Below are 16,884 nucleotides of genomic sequence, written 5' to 3' on the forward strand. Positions count from 1 at the left end.
TGTATGCGTGTGCGTAAACCGTTGCTGCTGTCCTTGGGGGCGATGCTCCTCATCACGGGCTTGTCCCATGGCCCAGCCTGGGCGCGGCGCGATCTGAAGGCGTATCTCGAAGTCAGCCAGGTGCTGGATGCGGAGCGCGCGGGCATGACCGAGGTGCTGACCTATAGCGCGGCTTCTGCGGGCGGCGATGCGACATTCGACGGGCATCGGTTACAGGGGCAGGCAAGCTATCGTTACGAACGCCGCATCCCGTCCAATGGCAAGACCAATGGCGGCGACAATCATAACGGCCTTGCCCGTGGTGCTTATAAGCTGAGTGAAAATCTGAAACTGGATGCCAGTGCATTGGCGACACGGGCGCGTAATGACCTGCGCAACGGCATCGACAGTCGGAACGGCAGTAATCAGGTGTATAGCGTCAATATCGGCCCGACGCTTCAGACACGGGCGGCCATGCTTGATCTTAATGCGTCTTACCATCTGGGCTATGTCAATGTGGACGATCCCGATGAAGTGACGGAGACCGGCAGCATCTTGCCCACAGACCGATATGATCAATCGCTGCGTCATAAGGTGCAGGCATCGGTGGGGATGAAGCCGGGAGACTTGCCATTCGGCTGGACCGTGTCGGGTAATTATGATCGCGAAGATACCGATTGGCTGGACCAAAAATCGGTGAACAACGAAGTCCGGGCACAGGTGCTGATGCCCCTTAATTCGACCTTCGCGCTGAAAGGATCGGTGGGTTATGAGGATGTCGAGGTCGGGGAACGACGCGCTTCATTCGATGCGTCTGGCGTACCGCTGGTCGATGCCAAGGGGCGGTATATTGTCGATCCGACATCGCCGCGCGTATTGAGTTATGATTATCGCGGCCTGAGCTATGACGCGGGTTTTTCATGGAAACCCAATCCGCGCCTTGCGCTGGACATGAGCTTTGGCAAAAATGACGGCAAGACGGCCATTAATGGCGCGCTCGATTATAAAATCAGCGCCAGCATCGGCTTACGCGCCAGCGTGTCCAGTGGTCTGGATAGTTTTGGCCGGGGATTGAACAACAGCCTTGGCAGGTGCAGCTTTGGCGGTACCAGCGGCTGTCTCGGCAATGCGCTGTCGCAAATTTCACCCTATAACAGCTATAGTCGTCGGGCGAGCCTGTCGCTCAACGGGGAGTCTGGACGTTGGAACGGGGAGCTGGGCATTGGCCTGAGCAGACGCCAATATCTTGTCCCTGCATCACTGGACCCGTTCGGGATATATCGTCGTAGCCAGAATGATTATTGGGTGCAGGCCAATCTCGCCCGGAAAATAGGTGACAGTGGCACGATCGCCAGCGGCATTTATGCCGGCACGTCCAATCCGTTGATCGGGCGCGCATTCAAGCAGACCAATTTCGGCGCAAATATGTCTTATAACCGGGCCATCACCCATCGTTTGTCTGGCGTCACTTCGCTTGGCTATTCCACTTCGCATCAGAAATCTGGCGATACATTTTCGACAGCGTCCGCGCGGGTCGGCATGCGCTACGACTTCCGACCTGACGGGAAGAGATCATCTTATGTATACAGAACATTATGGATTTTCGGCCCGTCCATTCCAATTGACGCCGGACCCCGAATTTTACTTCGATAGCCAAACCCATCGCAAGGCACTGGCTTATCTGTCTTATGGCCTTGGGCAAGGCGAGGGCTTTATCGTCATCACCGGCGATATTGGCGCGGGCAAGACGACATTGGTCGGACATTTGATGACCTCGATCGACCGGGTGCATATCGAGGTGGCGCAGATCGTGTCGTCCCAGCTTGGGGCGGAGGACGTGTTGCGGATGACGGCCCAGCAGATCGGCGTGCCGACCGAGGGGCTGGCCAAGGGCGATATATTAAGCCGGATTGAGCGTCATCTGGTCGACATTGCCCTGTCCGGTCGGCGGAGCCTGTTGATTGTCGATGAGGCGCAGAACCTCAATTCCTCGGCGCTGGAAGAGTTGCGGATGCTCTCCAATTTTCAATTGGGCGAAAAATGCCTGTTGCAGATTTTCCTGCTCGGCCAACCGGAATTCAGGGCGCGTCTCAATTATGCGCCCGAACTGGAACAATTGCGTCAGCGCGTGATTGCGAGCCATCACCTCGGCCCGATGAATCCCGAAGAGGTGGAACCCTATATCCGCCACCGGATGATGCGCGGGGGGTGGACGGGCAATCCGGCGATTGCCGGTGATGGCTATTGGGCGATCTATCGCCAGACCAATGGCCTGCCACGCAAGATCAACACGTTGATGAGCCGGGTGCTGCTCCATGGCGCGTTGGATGGGCTGACGTCCATCTCGGCGTATGACATTGAGGTGGTAATTGCGGACTTGCTTGCCGATGCATCATTAGTGCCAGAGGAAGAGCATGATCTGGTCGCGCCATATATGGCACAGCCTTACGCACCGGATTTAAATGATATCCCGCCGTCAGTTCCTACGCCCGCACCTACGCCTGCACCTGCACCTGCACCTGCACCGGTCGCATCGGTTATTGTACCGGAAACATCGTCGATGCGCATTTTGGACGAGGTAAAGCATTTTGCCCAATCTCAACCTGCGGCACCAGTGACCACATCTCCTAAGTCACAGCCTGAAATATCGGCATCTGAACTATCTGGACCCTCGCGCCTGATTGCCGGGTTGCAGCAGCAGATCGACATGCTGACGGCGCAGGCCGAAGAACAGGATCAGGCGCTGCGTCGCTTGCTGGCTCTGTTGATCGACTGGTCGGAAAGTGGTTCCCCAGATGCGATATTGGGCGGCATCAGGGGGCAGGGCAGCAGATGACGGCGAAGGGTTAGCCAGCCTCCCATAGTTGTAAAGAGTATCAGTGGATTATGCGTAATATCATGACAGTTGATGTGGAGGACTGGTTTCAGGTCGGCGCATTTGAAGGGGTTATCAAGCGGACCGGCTGGTCCCGGCTGGAACACCGGGTGGCGCGTAATTGCGACATCATCTTGCAGATATTCGACGATGCCGGGGTCAAGGCGACCTTTTTCACTCTTGGGTGGGTAGCGGAACATTATCCCCGGTTGATCCGGCGCATTGCCGATGCGGGCCATGAAATCGCCAGCCATGGCTGGGACCATCGTCGCGTCTTTATGATGACGCAGGATGAATTCGCGGCCGATCTCGCCCGCAGCCATCAGGCGATAGAACAGGCCGCCGCCATGTCCGTCACCGGTTATCGCGCGCCGAGCTTTTCCATCGATCATCGTTGTGCATGGGCGCATCAGACATTGGCGGCGCAGGGCTATGCCTATTCATCGAGCGTCGCCCCGATCCGTCACGATCATTATGGCTGGCCGGAATCCCCTCGCTTTGCCTATCAGCCGGTGTCTGGCTCTGCACTGCGCGAGGTGCCGGTAACGACGGCGCATCTGTTGGGACGACGCGTGGCGGCGGGCGGCGGCGGGTTTTTCCGGTTGATGCCCTATGCGTTGTTTCGATCCTTGGTGACGCAGGTGAACTGCGTGGATCGCCAGCCCGCCATTTTCTATTTCCATCCTTGGGAAATCGATCCCGGCCAGCCGCGTGTATCGGGTGCGCCGTTTAAATCACGGCTGCGCCATTATCTCAATCTTGATCGGATGGAGGGCAAGCTGCGGCGCTTGCTCGCTGATTTTCAATGGGGCCGGATGGATCATGTCATGATGACGCCGCCTGCCTTTGTGGCGGCTTGATGTTGATGCAAAACATCATGCGCCCCGTCATTCGGCTGGTGGAGACGCCCGGCGATGCTGAGATCGCGCGAATCGAGGCATTTGTCTCGACCCATCCGGATGCGACCATTTTTCACCGCCCATGCTGGTTGCAAGCCGTCGAACAGGGCTGTGGACAACGCGGCCTTTGGTTATTGGCGGAGAGGGGCGGCGTGCTGACGGGCATGTTGCCGCTTACTCTCGTGCATTCGCCAATATTTGGTCGGGCGTTGGTGTCGTGCGGCTTTGCGGTGGGCGGCGGCATATTGGCGGAGGACAATGCAACCGCCGCATTGCTGGCGGCACAGGCGGTGGCGCTGGCGGCACGGATGAGCTGCCCGACGGTTGAACTGCGCGGTGGCCATATGCTCTTGGAGGGCTGGACCCTGCGTGACGATCAATATGCGGGTTTCGCCCATAGGCTCGCGCGCGATGATGAGGCGGCATTATTGGCCATCCCCCGCAAACAGCGCGCCGAAATCCGCAAGGCAATGGCATTGGATTTGCGGGTGCGTATCGGGCGGGGCGAACAGGATCGCCAAGCCCATTATGCGGTTTATGCGGAATCTGTGCGGAACCTCGGCACCCCGGTTTTCCCGCGCAGCCTGTTTGATGCGGTGCTGGATCGGCTCGGCAATGATACGGATATTTTGACCATCTGGCAGGCGGATCGCCCGGTGGCCTCGGTCTTGAGCCTGTATCACGGCCAATCGGTGATGCCCTATTGGGGTGGCGGAACAAGGGCGGCGCGGCAGTTGCGGGCCAATGAGCTGATGTATTTTTCTCTCATGTCCCATGCCCGCAATCGCGATGCGATGCGGTTTGATTTCGGGCGGTCAAAGCTGGGGACCGGGGCTTATGCCTATAAAAAGAATTGGGGCTTTACGCCGGTGCCGTTGCGTTATGCCGTGCATCATACCGATGGTGCTGTACCGCGAGATATTAACCCGTTGAACCCCAAATATCGGGCGCAAATTGCTATGTGGAAACGCCTGCCACTGGCGGTGGCGAACCGGCTTGGGCCGATGATCGCGCGGGGGCTGGGGTGATGGAAGAGATTCTCTATCTGGTCCATCGCGTCCCTTATCCGCCAGATCGCGGGGACAAGATCCGATCCTATCATATCCTGCGCAAACTCGCGGCGATGGCCCCGGTGCACCTTGTTGCCTTTGCCGATGATGAGGCGGATTTGACACATGCGGCGGCGCTTGATGGGTTGGTCGCCAGCCGTCATGTCGAGATTCGCGCGACGTCAAAATGGGCGGCGGGACTGATCAGCCTGATGACCCGGAAACCCTTGTCACTGCCGCTATTTGCCAGCCGCAAATTGCACGGCGCGGTGGCTCGTTTGCTGCGTGAACGCCCGATTGGGACGATCTTCGCGTATTCAAGCCAGATGGCGCAATATGTGCCGACAGACCTTGTTGGGCGGCGTTTCATCATGGATTTCGTCGATATGGATTCGGCGAAGTTCGGGGCATATGCCGAACGCACCAGCGGCCCGATGCGATATGTGTATCAGCGCGAGGCGCGGCTATTGGCGTGCTATGAACAACAGGTCGCGACCCGTGCCGACCGCGCGTTATTTGTATCATCGGCAGAGGCCGGGCTGTTTCGCGTGACATTGGCAAAGTCCAATAGGTCGAACGTGCAGATACATGATGTTGGGGCGCTCGAAAATGGCATCGACCTCGATCATTTCAAACCATCTGCCGAGCATCTGCCGCGCTCATTTCAGGAACGTGGCACAGGGCCGTTGATCGTGTTCACTGGCCAGATGGATTATTGGCCGAATGTGGAGGCGGTAACCTGTTTCGTCGATGAAACTTGGCCGCGCATCATGGCTGTATTTCCCAATTGCCGGTTTGCCATTGTCGGACGCAAGCCCAGTGATGCGGTCAAGGCCTTGGCCGATAAGCCGGGCGTCATCGTCACCGGGGAGGTGGATGATACGCGCAGCTGGCTGGCCGGGGCGGCGGTGGTGGTCGCGCCATTGCGATTGGCGCGCGGCGTGCAGAATAAGGTGCTGGAGGCCATGGCGATGGCCTGTCCGGTCGTCGCCTCCTCCAGCGCATTTGAAGGCATTGATGCACAGGAAGGGACGGAAATCATCGTCGCCGATGGTCCGGTGGCCGAGGCTGCGGCGATCATCGACCTGATCCTCAATCCGGCCAAGGGCTATTTGATGGGGCAGGCGGCAAGGGCGAAAATGGAGGCGCGTTATAGCTGGGATGCGCAATTGGCACCTCTTGAGAAGATGATGGGGCTTAAGGGGAACGTGGGACATGGATGACAATTTGGCCTGCTGGCGACATCGGTTGCGCGCACTCGCGCTGATTGCGGCGGCGATATTGCTGCTATTTGCGCGCGATGTCGCGGATATGGCCGCGATCTGGTGGGATAGTTCGACGTTCGCCCATTGCCTGTTCCTGCCCCCGATCATCGGTTGGCTGATATGGGAAAGCCGCAGGGAATTGGCGCAGCTTGAACCCATGAACTGGTGGCCGGGTCTTATCTGGACTGGCATTGGCGCCTTTGGCTGGATGCTGGGCGATGCGGCCGGGGTGAACCTTGCGCGACATGCCGGTGTGGTGGTGATGCTGCAAGGTGCGGTGCTGGCCTTGCTTGGCCCGGTGGTGTGTCGAGGATTGGCATTTCCGTTATTTTATCTGCTGTTCATGATCCCGGCGGGTGAAGAACTGGTGCCGTTGCTGCAAACTATTACCGCCAAAATCTGCATGTTCTTCCTCGACCTTATCGGCTTGCCGGCGCGGATAGATGGCATCTTTATCGCTACGCCGACCGGCTATTTTAAAGTGGCGGAGGCCTGTTCCGGCATCAAATTTCTGGTGGCGATGGCGGCCTATGCGACCCTCGCCGCTTATGTCTGTTTTCGAACATGGCAGCGTCAAGTGACGTTCATCGTCTTTGCGCTGCTGATGTCGGTGCTGGCCCATGGTCTCAGGGCGTGGGGGACGATCTATATCTCGCATTTGACGAGCATCGATTTTGCCGCGAGCTTCGATCATGTCTTTTACGGCTGGTTCTTTTTTGCGGGTGTGATGATCCTTGTGATGGCCGCAGGCTATCCATTCTTCAATCGCCCGCGTGAGAGCGCATGGATTGATCTGGCCCGATTACAGGCCATGCCAGCACCCAAGCCACAAGTCGGTATATTGACATTGGCCGGGGCCGCATTGGCGGTAGCGGCGGCACCTGTGGGCTGGTCAGCGTTGATGGCGATGAACGGCCAGGCCCAAGTGCCGACGCGTATCGTTCTACCCCAAATACCGGGCTGGCGGCGCGTACATACGTCACCCAAAGAGCCTTGGACCGCGCATTTTAGTGGTGCGGATTATTATCTTCAGGCGCGCTTTGCGCCGGTGGATGGATCGGGCGCGCCGGTCGATCTCGCCATCGCTTATTATGGCAATCAATATGACGGGCGCGAGATTGTCGGATTTGGCCAAGGCGCTATCGGGCCGGAGTCGCGCTGGGCATGGGCTTCATCCAGCGATGCGCCGCCTCATGGCGCTGGTTTTCGGATGATCGGGCCGGGCCATGTATCCCGCGAAGTGGCGGTATTTTACGATCTGAATGATGTGGTGACCGGTGATGCGACACGGGTAAAGCTCGAAACCCTGCGTTTGCGCTTGCTGGGTGGCAAGCAACGCGCGGTGGCCGTTATCGTGACGGCAGAGGATATGTATGAACGCTCATCCCGCCCAATAATGGACCGGTTCATCCGGGATTTGGGGCCGATAGACCTGCTCGCGGACAAAATCGAACAAGGTAATGCGCACTGATGTGCGGGATTGCAGGTATTTATCAACTGAACGACACAGGGCCGGTTGACCCCCATCGCATCAAGGTCATGTGCGATAGCATTGCCCATCGCGGGCCGGATGGGGAGGGGATCTGGACCGGACCGGGGATCGGTCTTGGCCATCGCCGCTTGTCGATTATTGACATCAGCGGCGGCGCGCAGCCGATGACCAGCACAGATGGTCGGCTCAGCCTCGTCTTCAATGGCGAGATCTATAATTTCGCGGCAGTGCGCGGCCTGTTGGAGGCGCTGGGCCATCGTTTTAACACCAGCAGCGATACAGAAGTAATCCTGCATGGTTGGCGGCAATGGGGGGCGGATTGCGTCAGCCAGTTTGATGGCATGTTTTCCTTTGCAATTTATGATCGGCGTGATCAGTCCTTGTTCCTGTGCCGTGACCGCTTTGGGGTGAAGCCGCTCTATTACGCGGTGCTGGAGGAGGGGGCGCTGATTTTCGGATCGGAGTTGAAGGCGTTACTGGCCCATCCGGGCCTGCATCGCACGCTCAATCCCCATGCCGTCGATGCCTATCTCGCCTTTGGCTATGTGCCGGATCATCTGTGCATCTTGGCCGGAGTGGAAAAACTGCCTGCGGGCCATGCCCTGATGGTGCAACGTGGCCGCCCCTTGCCCAAGCCCAGCCCCTATTGGGACATCAGCTTTGATCGGCGGGCATCTGGATCGGAGGAGGTGTATCGCGAGGGCTTGCTCGATCATCTGCGCGTTGCGGTCAAATCGCGCATGGTTGCGGATGTGCCTTTGGGCGCGTTTCTTTCCGGGGGCGTGGATAGCAGCGCGATTGTCGCCTTGATGGCGGAACACAGCGGCCAGAAGGTCAAGACCTGTTCCATCGGCTTCAATGTGGCGGGGTTGGATGAGACCGGTTTCGCTGCCGAAGTGGCGAGCAGATTCCAGACCGATCATCGCAGCTTGACGGTAAATCCGCACGATTTTGGCCTGATTGATGTGCTGGCCGATCATTTTGACGAGCCATTTGGCGATGCATCGGCCCTGCCAACCTATCGCGTCTGCCAATTGGCGCGGCAGCGAGTAAAGGTAGCGCTATCGGGCGATGGCGTGGATGAGGCGCTGGCGGGGTATCGGCGCTATCGGCTGCATGCCAATGAAGATCGGGTCCGCGCAATGCTGCCGCGCATGATCCGTCGCCCGTTGTTCGGCGCGTTGGGACGCATATATCCCAAGGCCGATTGGGCACCGCAATATTTGCGGGCCAAAACGACGTTTCAGGGGCTCACGCAGGATAGCGCCGAAAGTTATGCAATGGCCGTCGGCGTCACCAGTCATGCTCAGCGTCACCGGCTCTACACCCCCGAATTTGCACGGTCATTGCAAGGCCATCGTGCCGAGGCGTGTTATATCGATCTGATCCGCAACGCACCCGCGACCGACCCATTATCCGCCGTCCAATATGCCGATCTGAAGCTATGGCTGCCTGGCGATATTTTGACGAAACTGGACCGGATGAGCATGGCCGTCGGGTTGGAGGCGCGCGAGCCGTTGCTTGATCATCGACTGGTCCAATATGCGGCGGAAATCCCCGCCGAAATGCGGCTGCGCGGCGGCGAGGGGAAATATATCTTCAAACAGGCGATGTCCGGCCATTTGCCCGATCATATTTTGTATCGTCGCAAAATGGGCTTTGTTACGCCCATTGGTTCATGGTTTCGGGGACCATTGGCCGATGAAGCGCGACGGTTTGTCGGTAATGCCGCCATCGCCCATGCCGGGATGTTCATGCCGGATATGCTGCACAAGTTCACCGAAGATCACATCGCCGGTCGCGCCGATCATGGCCGGTTGTTGTGGCTGTTGATGATGCTGGATCGGTCATTGGCGAAAATCTTTTCGCTGTAACTGGCCCCAATGCAAAAGCGGCGCCCAGATGGACGCCGCTTGATATGCTTACATGGAGAAGATGGGCCTTATTTGCCGCGCTTCTTCCGATGCGTGTCGAGGTCGAGCACGTCGCTTTCCTCGCTGCCTTCCGGCAACAGGCCAAGGCGACGAGCCACTTCCTGATAGGCTTCGACTTCGCCGCCGAGATCCTGACGGAAACGGTCCTTGTCGAGCTTTTCACCGGTGGTGAGGTCCCACAAGCGACAGCCATCCGGGCTGATTTCATCGGCCAGAATGACGCGGGCGAAATCATTTTCCCAAAAGCGGCCAAATTCCAGCTTGAAATCGACAAGACGGATGCCGATCCCGGCGAACATCCCGCACATGAAATCGTTGATGCGGATCGCCATGTCGGCGATGTCGTGCATTTCTTCCGGGCTGGCCCAGCCGAAGCAGGCGATATGCTCTTCCGAAATCAGCGGATCGCCCAGAGCATCGTCCTTGTAATAATATTCGATGATCGTGCGCGGCAGTTGCGTGCCTTCTTCGATGCCGAGGCGCTTCGAGATCGAACCGGCGGCGACGTTGCGGACAACGACTTCGATCGGGATGATTTCGACCTGACGCACTAATTGTTCGCGCATGTTGAGGCGACGAATGAAATGGGTCGGCACGTTGATGTGAGAGAGCAGGGTGAAAACATGCTCGGAAATGCGGTTGTTGATGACGCCCTTGCCGTTGATCGTGCCTTTTTTCAGGGCATTAAACGCGGTCGCATCGTCCTTGAAATACTGGATGAGGGTGCCGGGTTCCGGACCTTCATAGAGGATCTTGGCCTTGCCTTCGTAGATTTGGCGACGGCGGGACATGGCAACACTCCGGTGTTCAGGAAAACAGGAAGCCCCGGCACCAATTTTCCGCGACAGAAAAATGGCAGCCGGGGCCGTTCCTTCCGTTTAGCACCATGCGCCAACGGATGCAATCGCATCGCGGCCATGGCTGACGGGAAAAAGCGCGCATTATTGTGTGAAATTCAGCCGACTTGATCGGTTTTGCGATCCGTTGGTGCTGCCCGTTCATCTTCCAGAAAATGCGCGGGAATACGCAGGCTAGCGGTGGCCAGCCGGGTTTCCAGCAGAAACTGCACCAGCGCCAGCAGGAACAGACCCATCGTGCCGATGAAGCACAATGCGATCACATCATCCATCTTGAACCCGAGCATCTTGTCGATGAACAGTAACGCCACAATCGTACCGACGAGAATCGCGGCCATCACCAACAACAGGATCGCCAGATTGATCCGGTCGATCCGGATGCTGAGATGGCGCAATTCTTCGATGATGAGGTTGCGCTCTTCCGGCAAGGTGACGCCGTGGCGTTCTTGCAATTTGCGCGAACGGTCGACAATTCGGGCGAGCCGTCCGGTCAGCGTGCCCATGAAATTGCCAATCGCCACCAATACGAACACCGGGGTCAGGCTGAGCTGGATCGTTTGCGAAATCATCTAAGGTAAATCTCTATTGGGCGCGATTGGCGACAAGATTGTCCACCACCGCAGGATCGGCAAGGGTGGAAATGTCGCCAAGATTGCTAACATCATTTTCCGCGATTTTGCGCAAAATGCGCCGCATGATCTTGCCGGAACGGGTTTTCGGCAAACCGGGCGCGAACTGGATGACGTCCGGCGTCGCAATCGGCCCGATTTCATGGCGCACCCATTTGGCAAGATCGGCCCGCAGGCTCTCGCTGGCCACCTCGCCTGCATTGAGCGTGACATAGGCATAAATGCCCTGTCCCTTGATGTCGTGCGGCATGCCGACGACGGCGGCCTCTGCGACCTTGGGGTGCAGGACCAAGGCGGATTCGACCTCGGCAGTCCCCATGCGATGGCCGGAGACATTGATCACATCATCGACGCGGCCCGTGATCCAATAATAGCCATCCTCATCGCGCCGCGCGCCATCGCCAGTGAAATATTTGCCGGGATAGGTCGAAAAATAGGTCTGGAAGAAGCGATCATGATCGCCCCAGACGCTCCGCATCTGGCCGGGCCAACTCCGCGCAATGACGAGATTGCCCTCGGTCGGACCATGCAGCACATGGCCCTCTGCATCGACGATCTGCGGATCGACGCCCGGCATCGGCTTGGTCGCGGAACCGGGCTTCAAATCAGTTGCCCCGGGTAGGGGCGCAATCATCGCGCCGCCGGTTTCCGTCTGCCACCAAGTATCGATGATCGGGCAGCGCCCTTCGCCGGGCACCTGATGATACCAGCGCCAAGCCTCTGGATTGATCGGTTCGCCCACGGTGCCGAGCAAGCGCAACGTGGCGCGGGAGGTCTTTTTTACCGGCTCGTCGCCCTCGCGCATCAAGGAGCGCAGCACTGTCGGGGCGGTGAACAGGGTGTGGACCTTGTGGCGATCAACCACTTCCCAGATACGGCTGGCGGTCGGCCAGTTCGGCACGCCCTCATACATCAAGGTCGTCGCGCCATTGGCGAGCGGGCCATAGACGATATAGCTATGGCCCGTGACCCAGCCAATATCCGCCGCGCACCAATAAACATCGCCGGGGCGATAATCGAAGCACAGATCATGGGTCAGCGATGCCCATAACAGATAGCCGCCGGATGTATGGAGCACGCCCTTGGGCTTGCCTGTCGAACCGGAGGTATAGAGGATGAACAACGGGTCTTCCGCGCCCATGATCTCTGGCAGGCATTCGGTGGAGACGGTTTTTGCGGCCTCATGATAGCTAATGTCGCGCCCCGGCTGCATCACGATGTCTGCCCCCGTGGCATGGACGACGATTATTTTTTTCAGGCCGGGACATTGGGTGGCGGCCTCATCGACATTGGCCTTGAGCGGGATATGCTTGCCCGCGCGGCGGCCTTCATCGGCGGTGATGACGAACTCACTGCCGCAATCATTGATCCGACCGGCCAGCGCATCAGGCGAAAATCCGCCAAATACCACCGAATGCACCGCGCCGATCCGGGCACAAGCGAGCAGGGCGAACGCCGCCTCCGGGATCATCGGCATATAGATGGTGATGCGGTCGCCCTTTTTCGCGCCCGCTTCTTTCAGCACATTGGCAAAGCGACACACCTCGCGGTGCAATTCGGTATAGGTGATTCTACGCGCGGCTTCGGTCGGGACATCCGGTTCCCAGATAATCGCGACATCATTTTTGCGCGTGGCGAGGTGGCGATCGACGCAATTGACCGAAACGTTCAACCGACCATCGGCAAACCAGCTGATATGGAAATCATCCTTTTGGAATGACCAATCCCCGGCGATTTCCGGGCGTTTTATCCATGTCAGCCTTTTGGCCTGTTCCAGCCAGAAGGAGCCGGGATCGGCAATGGAACGTCCATAAAGCTGATCATATTTGGCGGCATTGATCTTGGCGCGCTTCGCCCATTCGGCGGGCACCGGATACAACGCCTGATCGCTCATTGCTGAACCTCTTTAGATTGCGCAGGCCTTTGTGCCTGCCACCTATCCATGCCGAAAAAAGCGAGTTCAATGCAAGGTTTAAACCCTACTTATCCCGGTGATTGGCAGAAAAATATCTGCCACTTCGCCGGCCTTGCATCAGCGCCCGCCCAGCGCGCCAAACTTAGACTCAAACGCCTTGTCATCACCACTGGCCAGCAATTTGGCCTGCTCAATCCATTGGTCGCGCGTCGGGCGACCCGCAAAATTGCCCAGCTTGGCATCGATGGCGGCGAGGTCGGCCTCGGTCCAGCCTGCGATCTGGCTGAATTGGGTAACGCCTTCGCGCTGAAGCAGGTCTGCGATCTTGGGGCCAATGCCCTTGATACGGGTGAGCGTATCGGCACTTGCGGACTTGGCGGGTGGAACGGGCGCGGGGGCCGCAACAGGGGCTGGTGTTGGGGCAATGTCCTGCACGGGCGCGGGTTCGGCAGTTGCCACAGGTTCCGGCGTTTTGGGCGCGCGTTTGGTAGCGAGGCCGGAGTGAACACTCGTGTCCACATCAAGGGTGATCCGCTGCCCACGCTTGCCCGCAGTCATGCGGCGCAGCAATAAAACCATCACCAACAAGACGAGTCCGATGATGACGAGGACCAGATTGTCGCTCATGCCAGCCATAATGAAATTCTCCCAAGTCGGCGCTGTTTAAATGCCTGCCCCAAAGGTCAGTTCAGGCGCGAGATTAGCGAGGAGAATGCATGTGTCCAGTGTTGTGATGGCGTGCTGGCCGATCAATTGTTCAACTGGACCCATGTCGGGGCGTGGTCGCTTGCCTTTTCCTTGCCGCGTGTTGCGCGATCGACCCCGGCATTGGCCAGACGGTCGGCGGCCTGCGGGCTGAGGAGCAGATGGTCGATGCGAAAACCCGCATCGCGCGGCCAGCACCCGGCCTGATAATCCCAGAATGTCCAGACATGGCCTTCCGGGTGGATCTGGCGCACCGCATCGCACCAGCCTTGATGGATGATTCGGCGAAAGGCGGCGCGGCTTTCCGGCTGCATCAACGCATCGTCGCGCATGGCTTGCGGGTTCTGGATGTCGTCATCGGTCGGGATGACATTATAATCGCCCGCTAGAATGACGGGGCGCTCCTCCGTCAGCAATTGCGCCGCATGCAGGCGCAGCCGTTCCATCCACGCGAGCTTATAATCGAATTTCGGCCCCGGCTGGGGATTGCCATTGGGGAGGTAGATAGAGGCGATGATATGGCCTTCGACCTCAACTTCGATATAGCGCGATTGTTCGTCGCTATCGTCGCCGGGCAGGCCCTTGCGCCGCAATTGCATCGATAGGCCGTCACGGACCAAGATCGCCACGCCGTTAAAGCCTTTTTGGCCATGCCAGATCGCCTGATAACCGATCTTGGGAAATTCATCGCCGGGAAAGCCTTCATCCTGCGATTTTATTTCCTGCAAACAGGCGACATCGGGGCGGGTTTCCTCCAGCCATTCGAGCAGCCGGGGCAGACGGGCTTTGACCCCGTTGATGTTGAACGTCGCGATTTTCATGGTTGTATGATCGATCAGACGGAAAAGCTGGAGCCGCAGCCACAGCCGGATGCCGCATTGGGATTGGTGACGCGGAACGCCGCGCCGCCGAGATTTTCGACATAATCGACAGCGCTGCCGCGCACCAGATCGAGGCTGACGCTATCGACCAACAATTTCACCCCATCGGTTTCCGCAACCACGTCATCGTCTTGTGGTGCCTCTGCCATTTCAAAGCGATATTGAAAGCCCGCACAACCGCCGCCATCGACGGCGAGGCGCAGCATGGCAGGTTTCCCCTGCTTTGCGGCGATGGCTGCAACCCGCTTGGCAGCGGATGGGGTGAGGATGATGTCGGCGATGGCTGTATCGTTCATTTGCACAAGATAGGCATTTGCAGCACCGCTTACAACTGCGACCGTCAAGCCATTGACCAAGATTTGATGGTCTCAGCCTGTTGTGGCAGATTCTTCGCGCAACAACCACAATCGGATAGCGCTGGCGAGATTGGGCGGGTCGGGATGTTCCATCCGCAACACATCAATTTGCGCGATCAGGGCATTGACCGGCAATGCCCGCAACTGGGCGGCACGGCAAAGCGACTCCCAGAATAACGGTTCAAGCGAAATGGAGGTCGAATGACCGGCGATCATCACACTATGCTTGGCAGGCCCTGCCAGCCAGTCGAAACCGCCGGTCGTCACGATCAATACATGTGCTGGCCACCGTTGATCGACAAGGTCGACCCGGTGATAAAGCCTGCATCTTCGGAACAAAGAAACGCGACGCCGCGCGCGATTTCCTCAGCATGGCCAAGGCGACCGACCGGGATCTTGGCAACGATCTTGGCCAAGACTTCCGGTGGCACGGCGGCGACCATATCGGTGTCGATATAGCCCGGCGCGATGGCGTTGACGGTCACGCCGACCTTGGCGCCTTCTTGCGCCAACGCCTTGGTGAAGCCGTGGATGCCGGATTTGGCGGCGGCATAATTCACCTGACCATATTGGCCAGCCTGACCATTGACCGAACCGATGTTGACGATCCGGCCCCAATTACGGTCCCGCATCCCGGAAAAAGTGGCCTTTGCCATATTGTAGCAGCCGCCAAGATTGGTATCGATGACCTTCTTCCAATCATCATAGCTCATTTTCATCAGCGTGCCGTCGCGGGTGATGCCGGCATTGTTGATGACGATATCGACCGGGCCGACATCTTCTTCGATCTGCTTGCAGGCCTTGATGACGGCATCATGGTCCGCCACGTCGAATTGAGCGGTGCGGATGCCAGTGCGTTCTTCGAATTCCTGGGCGCGCGAAACATTGCCCGCATAATTTGCGACCACCGTCACGCCCTTGTCTTTTAAGGCGAGGCTGATGGCCTCACCGATCCCGCGCGTTCCCCCGGTCACTATTGCGATACGAGACATTGTCCAACTCCCTTGATTCAAGATGGACCAAGGTTAGTCGGCAGTGATCCATCCTGCAAGCTCTCGGGTGACGATTTTTGACAGAAAATCAATGGATTCCGGCGCGTCATTGAGGCATTCGACTAAAGCATAATGCGTGCCTCCAGCCGCCAGAAACGACTCCTGACCGCGCAGTCCGATTTCCTCGACTGTCTCCAGACAATCTGCCGCAAAGCCGGGCATGATGACAAGGAGCTTCCTGACATTATTTTGTGGCAAATTTATTAAAGTTTGTTCGGTTGAAGGCTCCAGCCATTTGGCGCGGCCAAAACGGGATTGGAATGACACTTCCAGCTTGCGACCAAGGGCTTCGGACAAGAGCCGCACCGTCTTCATGCAATGGCAATGATAGGGGTCGCCCAGTTCGAGTGTGCGGGTCGGCATGCCGTGAAAGCTGGCGAGAATGGCATCAGGCACGAAATCAAGCGTGGCCAGCCGTTTTTCCACCGATATTTTCAGCGCCTCGATATAGGCAGGGTCGTCATGATAGGGCGGGAGAGTGCGGATGGCGGGTTGCCAGCGCATCTCCATCAACGTCCGAAACGCCTCATCCTGCGCGGTCGCGGTCGTGGCGCCTGAATATTGCGGGTAGAGCGGCGCGAGCAGGATGCGCTCACATCCTTGCGCTTTCAACTTGCGGATCACATCGCCAATCGCAGGCCTGCCATAGCGCATGGCATGGACGACGACGGCGTGATCGCCAAAGTGTTGTTGCAAGGCCTCGGCCTGTGCGGCGGTGATGGCGGCGAGGGGGGAACCTTTGTCGGTCCAGACCTGTTGATAGGCATGGGCCGATTTCTTCGGGCGGACATTCAGGATGATCCCGCGCAGGATCGGCTGCCAGATGATCGGCGGGATTTCGACCACGCGGCGATCAGACAGGAATTGCTTGAGATAGCGCTTCACCGCCGAAGGGGTAGGGGCGTCCGGTGTGCCGAGATTGATGACGACCACGCCGATTTTCGGCGATGCGACCTTGGGGTGGCCGTTGGGCAGATGCGTATTTTCAGTCATGTG

16 protein-coding genes are annotated in these 16,884 nt (G+C 58.2%); 7 read left to right on the forward strand and 9 right to left on the reverse strand.

All coding sequences use genetic code 11. The features are described from left to right. The first annotated feature begins 3 nt into the window (after window positions 1-3). The 7 genes from K6117_RS00925 to K6117_RS00955 are packed head-to-tail and all read left to right on the forward strand — an operon-like array spanning window position 4 to window position 9,433. Complete coding sequence (locus K6117_RS00925) at window positions 4-1,632, forward strand: porin family protein (RefSeq protein ID WP_221791902.1); 1,629 nt, start codon at window positions 4-6, stop codon at window positions 1,630-1,632. Next, window positions 1,559-2,815, forward strand: coding sequence for an XrtA/PEP-CTERM system-associated ATPase (locus K6117_RS00930; protein WP_221791903.1), 1,257 nt, complete (start codon window positions 1,559-1,561; stop codon window positions 2,813-2,815). Before K6117_RS00925 ends, K6117_RS00930 begins: the two co-directional genes overlap by 74 nt. Window positions 2,816-2,865: 50 nt before the next feature. Then, window positions 2,866-3,714 (forward strand): XrtA system polysaccharide deacetylase, encoded by an 849-nt coding sequence (locus K6117_RS00935; protein ID WP_221791904.1) that lies wholly within the window; start codon window positions 2,866-2,868, stop codon window positions 3,712-3,714. Window positions 3,715-3,731: 17 nt separating this feature from the next. Next, window positions 3,732-4,781: a FemAB family XrtA/PEP-CTERM system-associated protein gene (locus tag K6117_RS00940; protein WP_246604745.1), complete on the forward strand. Its 1,050-nt coding sequence runs from the start codon at window positions 3,732-3,734 to the stop codon at window positions 4,779-4,781. After that, on the forward strand, window positions 4,781-6,025 hold the full coding sequence (locus K6117_RS00945; RefSeq protein ID WP_221792797.1) for a TIGR03087 family PEP-CTERM/XrtA system glycosyltransferase: 1,245 nt from the start codon (window positions 4,781-4,783) through the stop codon (window positions 6,023-6,025). Before K6117_RS00940 ends, K6117_RS00945 begins: the two co-directional genes overlap by 1 nt. After that, window positions 6,018-7,538 carry an exosortase A gene (xrtA, locus tag K6117_RS00950; RefSeq protein WP_221791906.1) on the forward strand — a complete coding sequence of 507 codons (1,521 nt, stop codon included), beginning with the start codon at window positions 6,018-6,020 and terminating at the stop codon, window positions 7,536-7,538. The genes K6117_RS00945 and xrtA overlap by 8 nt, the downstream gene beginning before the upstream one ends. Next, a complete protein-coding gene (locus K6117_RS00955) occupies window positions 7,538-9,433 on the forward strand; it encodes an XrtA/PEP-CTERM system amidotransferase (protein WP_221791907.1) in 1,896 nt (631 codons plus the stop codon). The genes xrtA and K6117_RS00955 overlap by 1 nt, the downstream gene beginning before the upstream one ends. A gap of 68 nt (window positions 9,434-9,501) precedes the next feature. Here K6117_RS00955 and purC read toward each other — a convergent pair whose 3' ends face one another. The 9 genes from purC to hemH form a co-directional block, all read right to left on the reverse strand. After that, the gene (gene purC, locus K6117_RS00960) at window positions 9,502-10,284 is read right to left on the reverse strand and encodes a phosphoribosylaminoimidazolesuccinocarboxamide synthase (protein WP_221791908.1); all 783 of its coding nucleotides are present in this window, start codon (window positions 10,282-10,284) and stop codon (window positions 9,502-9,504) included. Window positions 10,285-10,448: 164 nt separating this feature from the next. After that, window positions 10,449-10,919 carry a DUF2721 domain-containing protein gene (locus K6117_RS00965; protein ID WP_221791909.1) on the reverse strand — a complete coding sequence of 157 codons (471 nt, stop codon included), beginning with the start codon at window positions 10,917-10,919 and terminating at the stop codon, window positions 10,449-10,451. 13 nt (window positions 10,920-10,932) lie between these two features. Further along, window positions 10,933-12,873 carry an acetate--CoA ligase gene (gene acs / locus K6117_RS00970; protein ID WP_221791910.1) on the reverse strand — a complete coding sequence of 647 codons (1,941 nt, stop codon included), beginning with the start codon at window positions 12,871-12,873 and terminating at the stop codon, window positions 10,933-10,935. A 138-nt stretch (window positions 12,874-13,011) separates the two neighbouring features. After that, window positions 13,012-13,521 (reverse strand): hypothetical protein, encoded by a 510-nt coding sequence (locus K6117_RS00975; protein ID WP_221791911.1) that lies wholly within the window; start codon window positions 13,519-13,521, stop codon window positions 13,012-13,014. A gap of 122 nt (window positions 13,522-13,643) precedes the next feature. Further along, entirely contained in the window at window positions 13,644-14,420 is a 777-nt protein-coding gene (gene xth, locus K6117_RS00980; protein WP_221791912.1) for an exodeoxyribonuclease III, read from the reverse strand. A gap of 14 nt (window positions 14,421-14,434) precedes the next feature. After that, on the reverse strand, window positions 14,435-14,776 hold the full coding sequence (erpA, locus tag K6117_RS00985) for an iron-sulfur cluster insertion protein ErpA (protein WP_221791913.1): 342 nt from the start codon (window positions 14,774-14,776) through the stop codon (window positions 14,435-14,437). Between the two features lie 72 nt (window positions 14,777-14,848). Further along, the gene (locus K6117_RS00990) at window positions 14,849-15,109 is read right to left on the reverse strand and encodes a ribbon-helix-helix domain-containing protein (RefSeq protein WP_281422082.1); all 261 of its coding nucleotides are present in this window, start codon (window positions 15,107-15,109) and stop codon (window positions 14,849-14,851) included. Further along, window positions 15,106-15,828 carry an acetoacetyl-CoA reductase gene (gene phbB / locus K6117_RS00995; RefSeq protein WP_221791914.1) on the reverse strand — a complete coding sequence of 241 codons (723 nt, stop codon included), beginning with the start codon at window positions 15,826-15,828 and terminating at the stop codon, window positions 15,106-15,108. The genes K6117_RS00990 and phbB overlap by 4 nt, the downstream gene beginning before the upstream one ends. A gap of 33 nt (window positions 15,829-15,861) precedes the next feature. Then, window positions 15,862-16,881 carry a ferrochelatase gene (hemH, locus tag K6117_RS01000; protein ID WP_221791915.1) on the reverse strand — a complete coding sequence of 340 codons (1,020 nt, stop codon included), beginning with the start codon at window positions 16,879-16,881 and terminating at the stop codon, window positions 15,862-15,864. Window positions 16,882-16,884: the final 3 nt, after the last annotated feature.

The sequence above is a fragment of the Alteraquisediminimonas sediminicola genome, assembly GCF_019740335.1.
GTDB lineage: Bacteria > Pseudomonadota > Alphaproteobacteria > Sphingomonadales > Sphingomonadaceae > Alteraquisediminimonas > Alteraquisediminimonas sediminicola.

Coding starts and splice junctions, on each gene's coding strand:
- K6117_RS00940 (WP_246604745.1), top strand. CDS start 3,732: ATGCGCCCCGTCATTCGGCTGGTGGAGACGCCCGGCGATGCTGAGATC.
- acs (WP_221791910.1), bottom strand. CDS start 12,873: ATGAGCGATCAGGCGTTGTATCCGGTGCCCGCCGAATGGGCGAAGCGC.
- purC (WP_221791908.1), bottom strand. CDS start 10,284: ATGTCCCGCCGTCGCCAAATCTACGAAGGCAAGGCCAAGATCCTCTAT.
- xrtA (WP_221791906.1), top strand. CDS start 6,018: ATGGATGACAATTTGGCCTGCTGGCGACATCGGTTGCGCGCACTCGCG.
- xth (WP_221791912.1), bottom strand. CDS start 14,420: ATGAAAATCGCGACGTTCAACATCAACGGGGTCAAAGCCCGTCTGCCC.
- hemH (WP_221791915.1), bottom strand. CDS start 16,881: ATGACTGAAAATACGCATCTGCCCAACGGCCACCCCAAGGTCGCATCG.
- K6117_RS00965 (WP_221791909.1), bottom strand. CDS start 10,919: ATGATTTCGCAAACGATCCAGCTCAGCCTGACCCCGGTGTTCGTATTG.
- K6117_RS00945 (WP_221792797.1), top strand. CDS start 4,781: ATGGAAGAGATTCTCTATCTGGTCCATCGCGTCCCTTATCCGCCAGAT.
- K6117_RS00935 (WP_221791904.1), top strand. CDS start 2,866: ATGCGTAATATCATGACAGTTGATGTGGAGGACTGGTTTCAGGTCGGC.
- K6117_RS00925 (WP_221791902.1), top strand. CDS start 4: ATGCGTGTGCGTAAACCGTTGCTGCTGTCCTTGGGGGCGATGCTCCTC.
- erpA (WP_221791913.1), bottom strand. CDS start 14,776: ATGAACGATACAGCCATCGCCGACATCATCCTCACCCCATCCGCTGCC.
- K6117_RS00930 (WP_221791903.1), top strand. CDS start 1,559: ATGTATACAGAACATTATGGATTTTCGGCCCGTCCATTCCAATTGACG.
- K6117_RS00975 (WP_221791911.1), bottom strand. CDS start 13,521: ATGAGCGACAATCTGGTCCTCGTCATCATCGGACTCGTCTTGTTGGTG.
- phbB (WP_221791914.1), bottom strand. CDS start 15,828: ATGTCTCGTATCGCAATAGTGACCGGGGGAACGCGCGGGATCGGTGAG.
- K6117_RS00955 (WP_221791907.1), top strand. CDS start 7,538: ATGTGCGGGATTGCAGGTATTTATCAACTGAACGACACAGGGCCGGTT.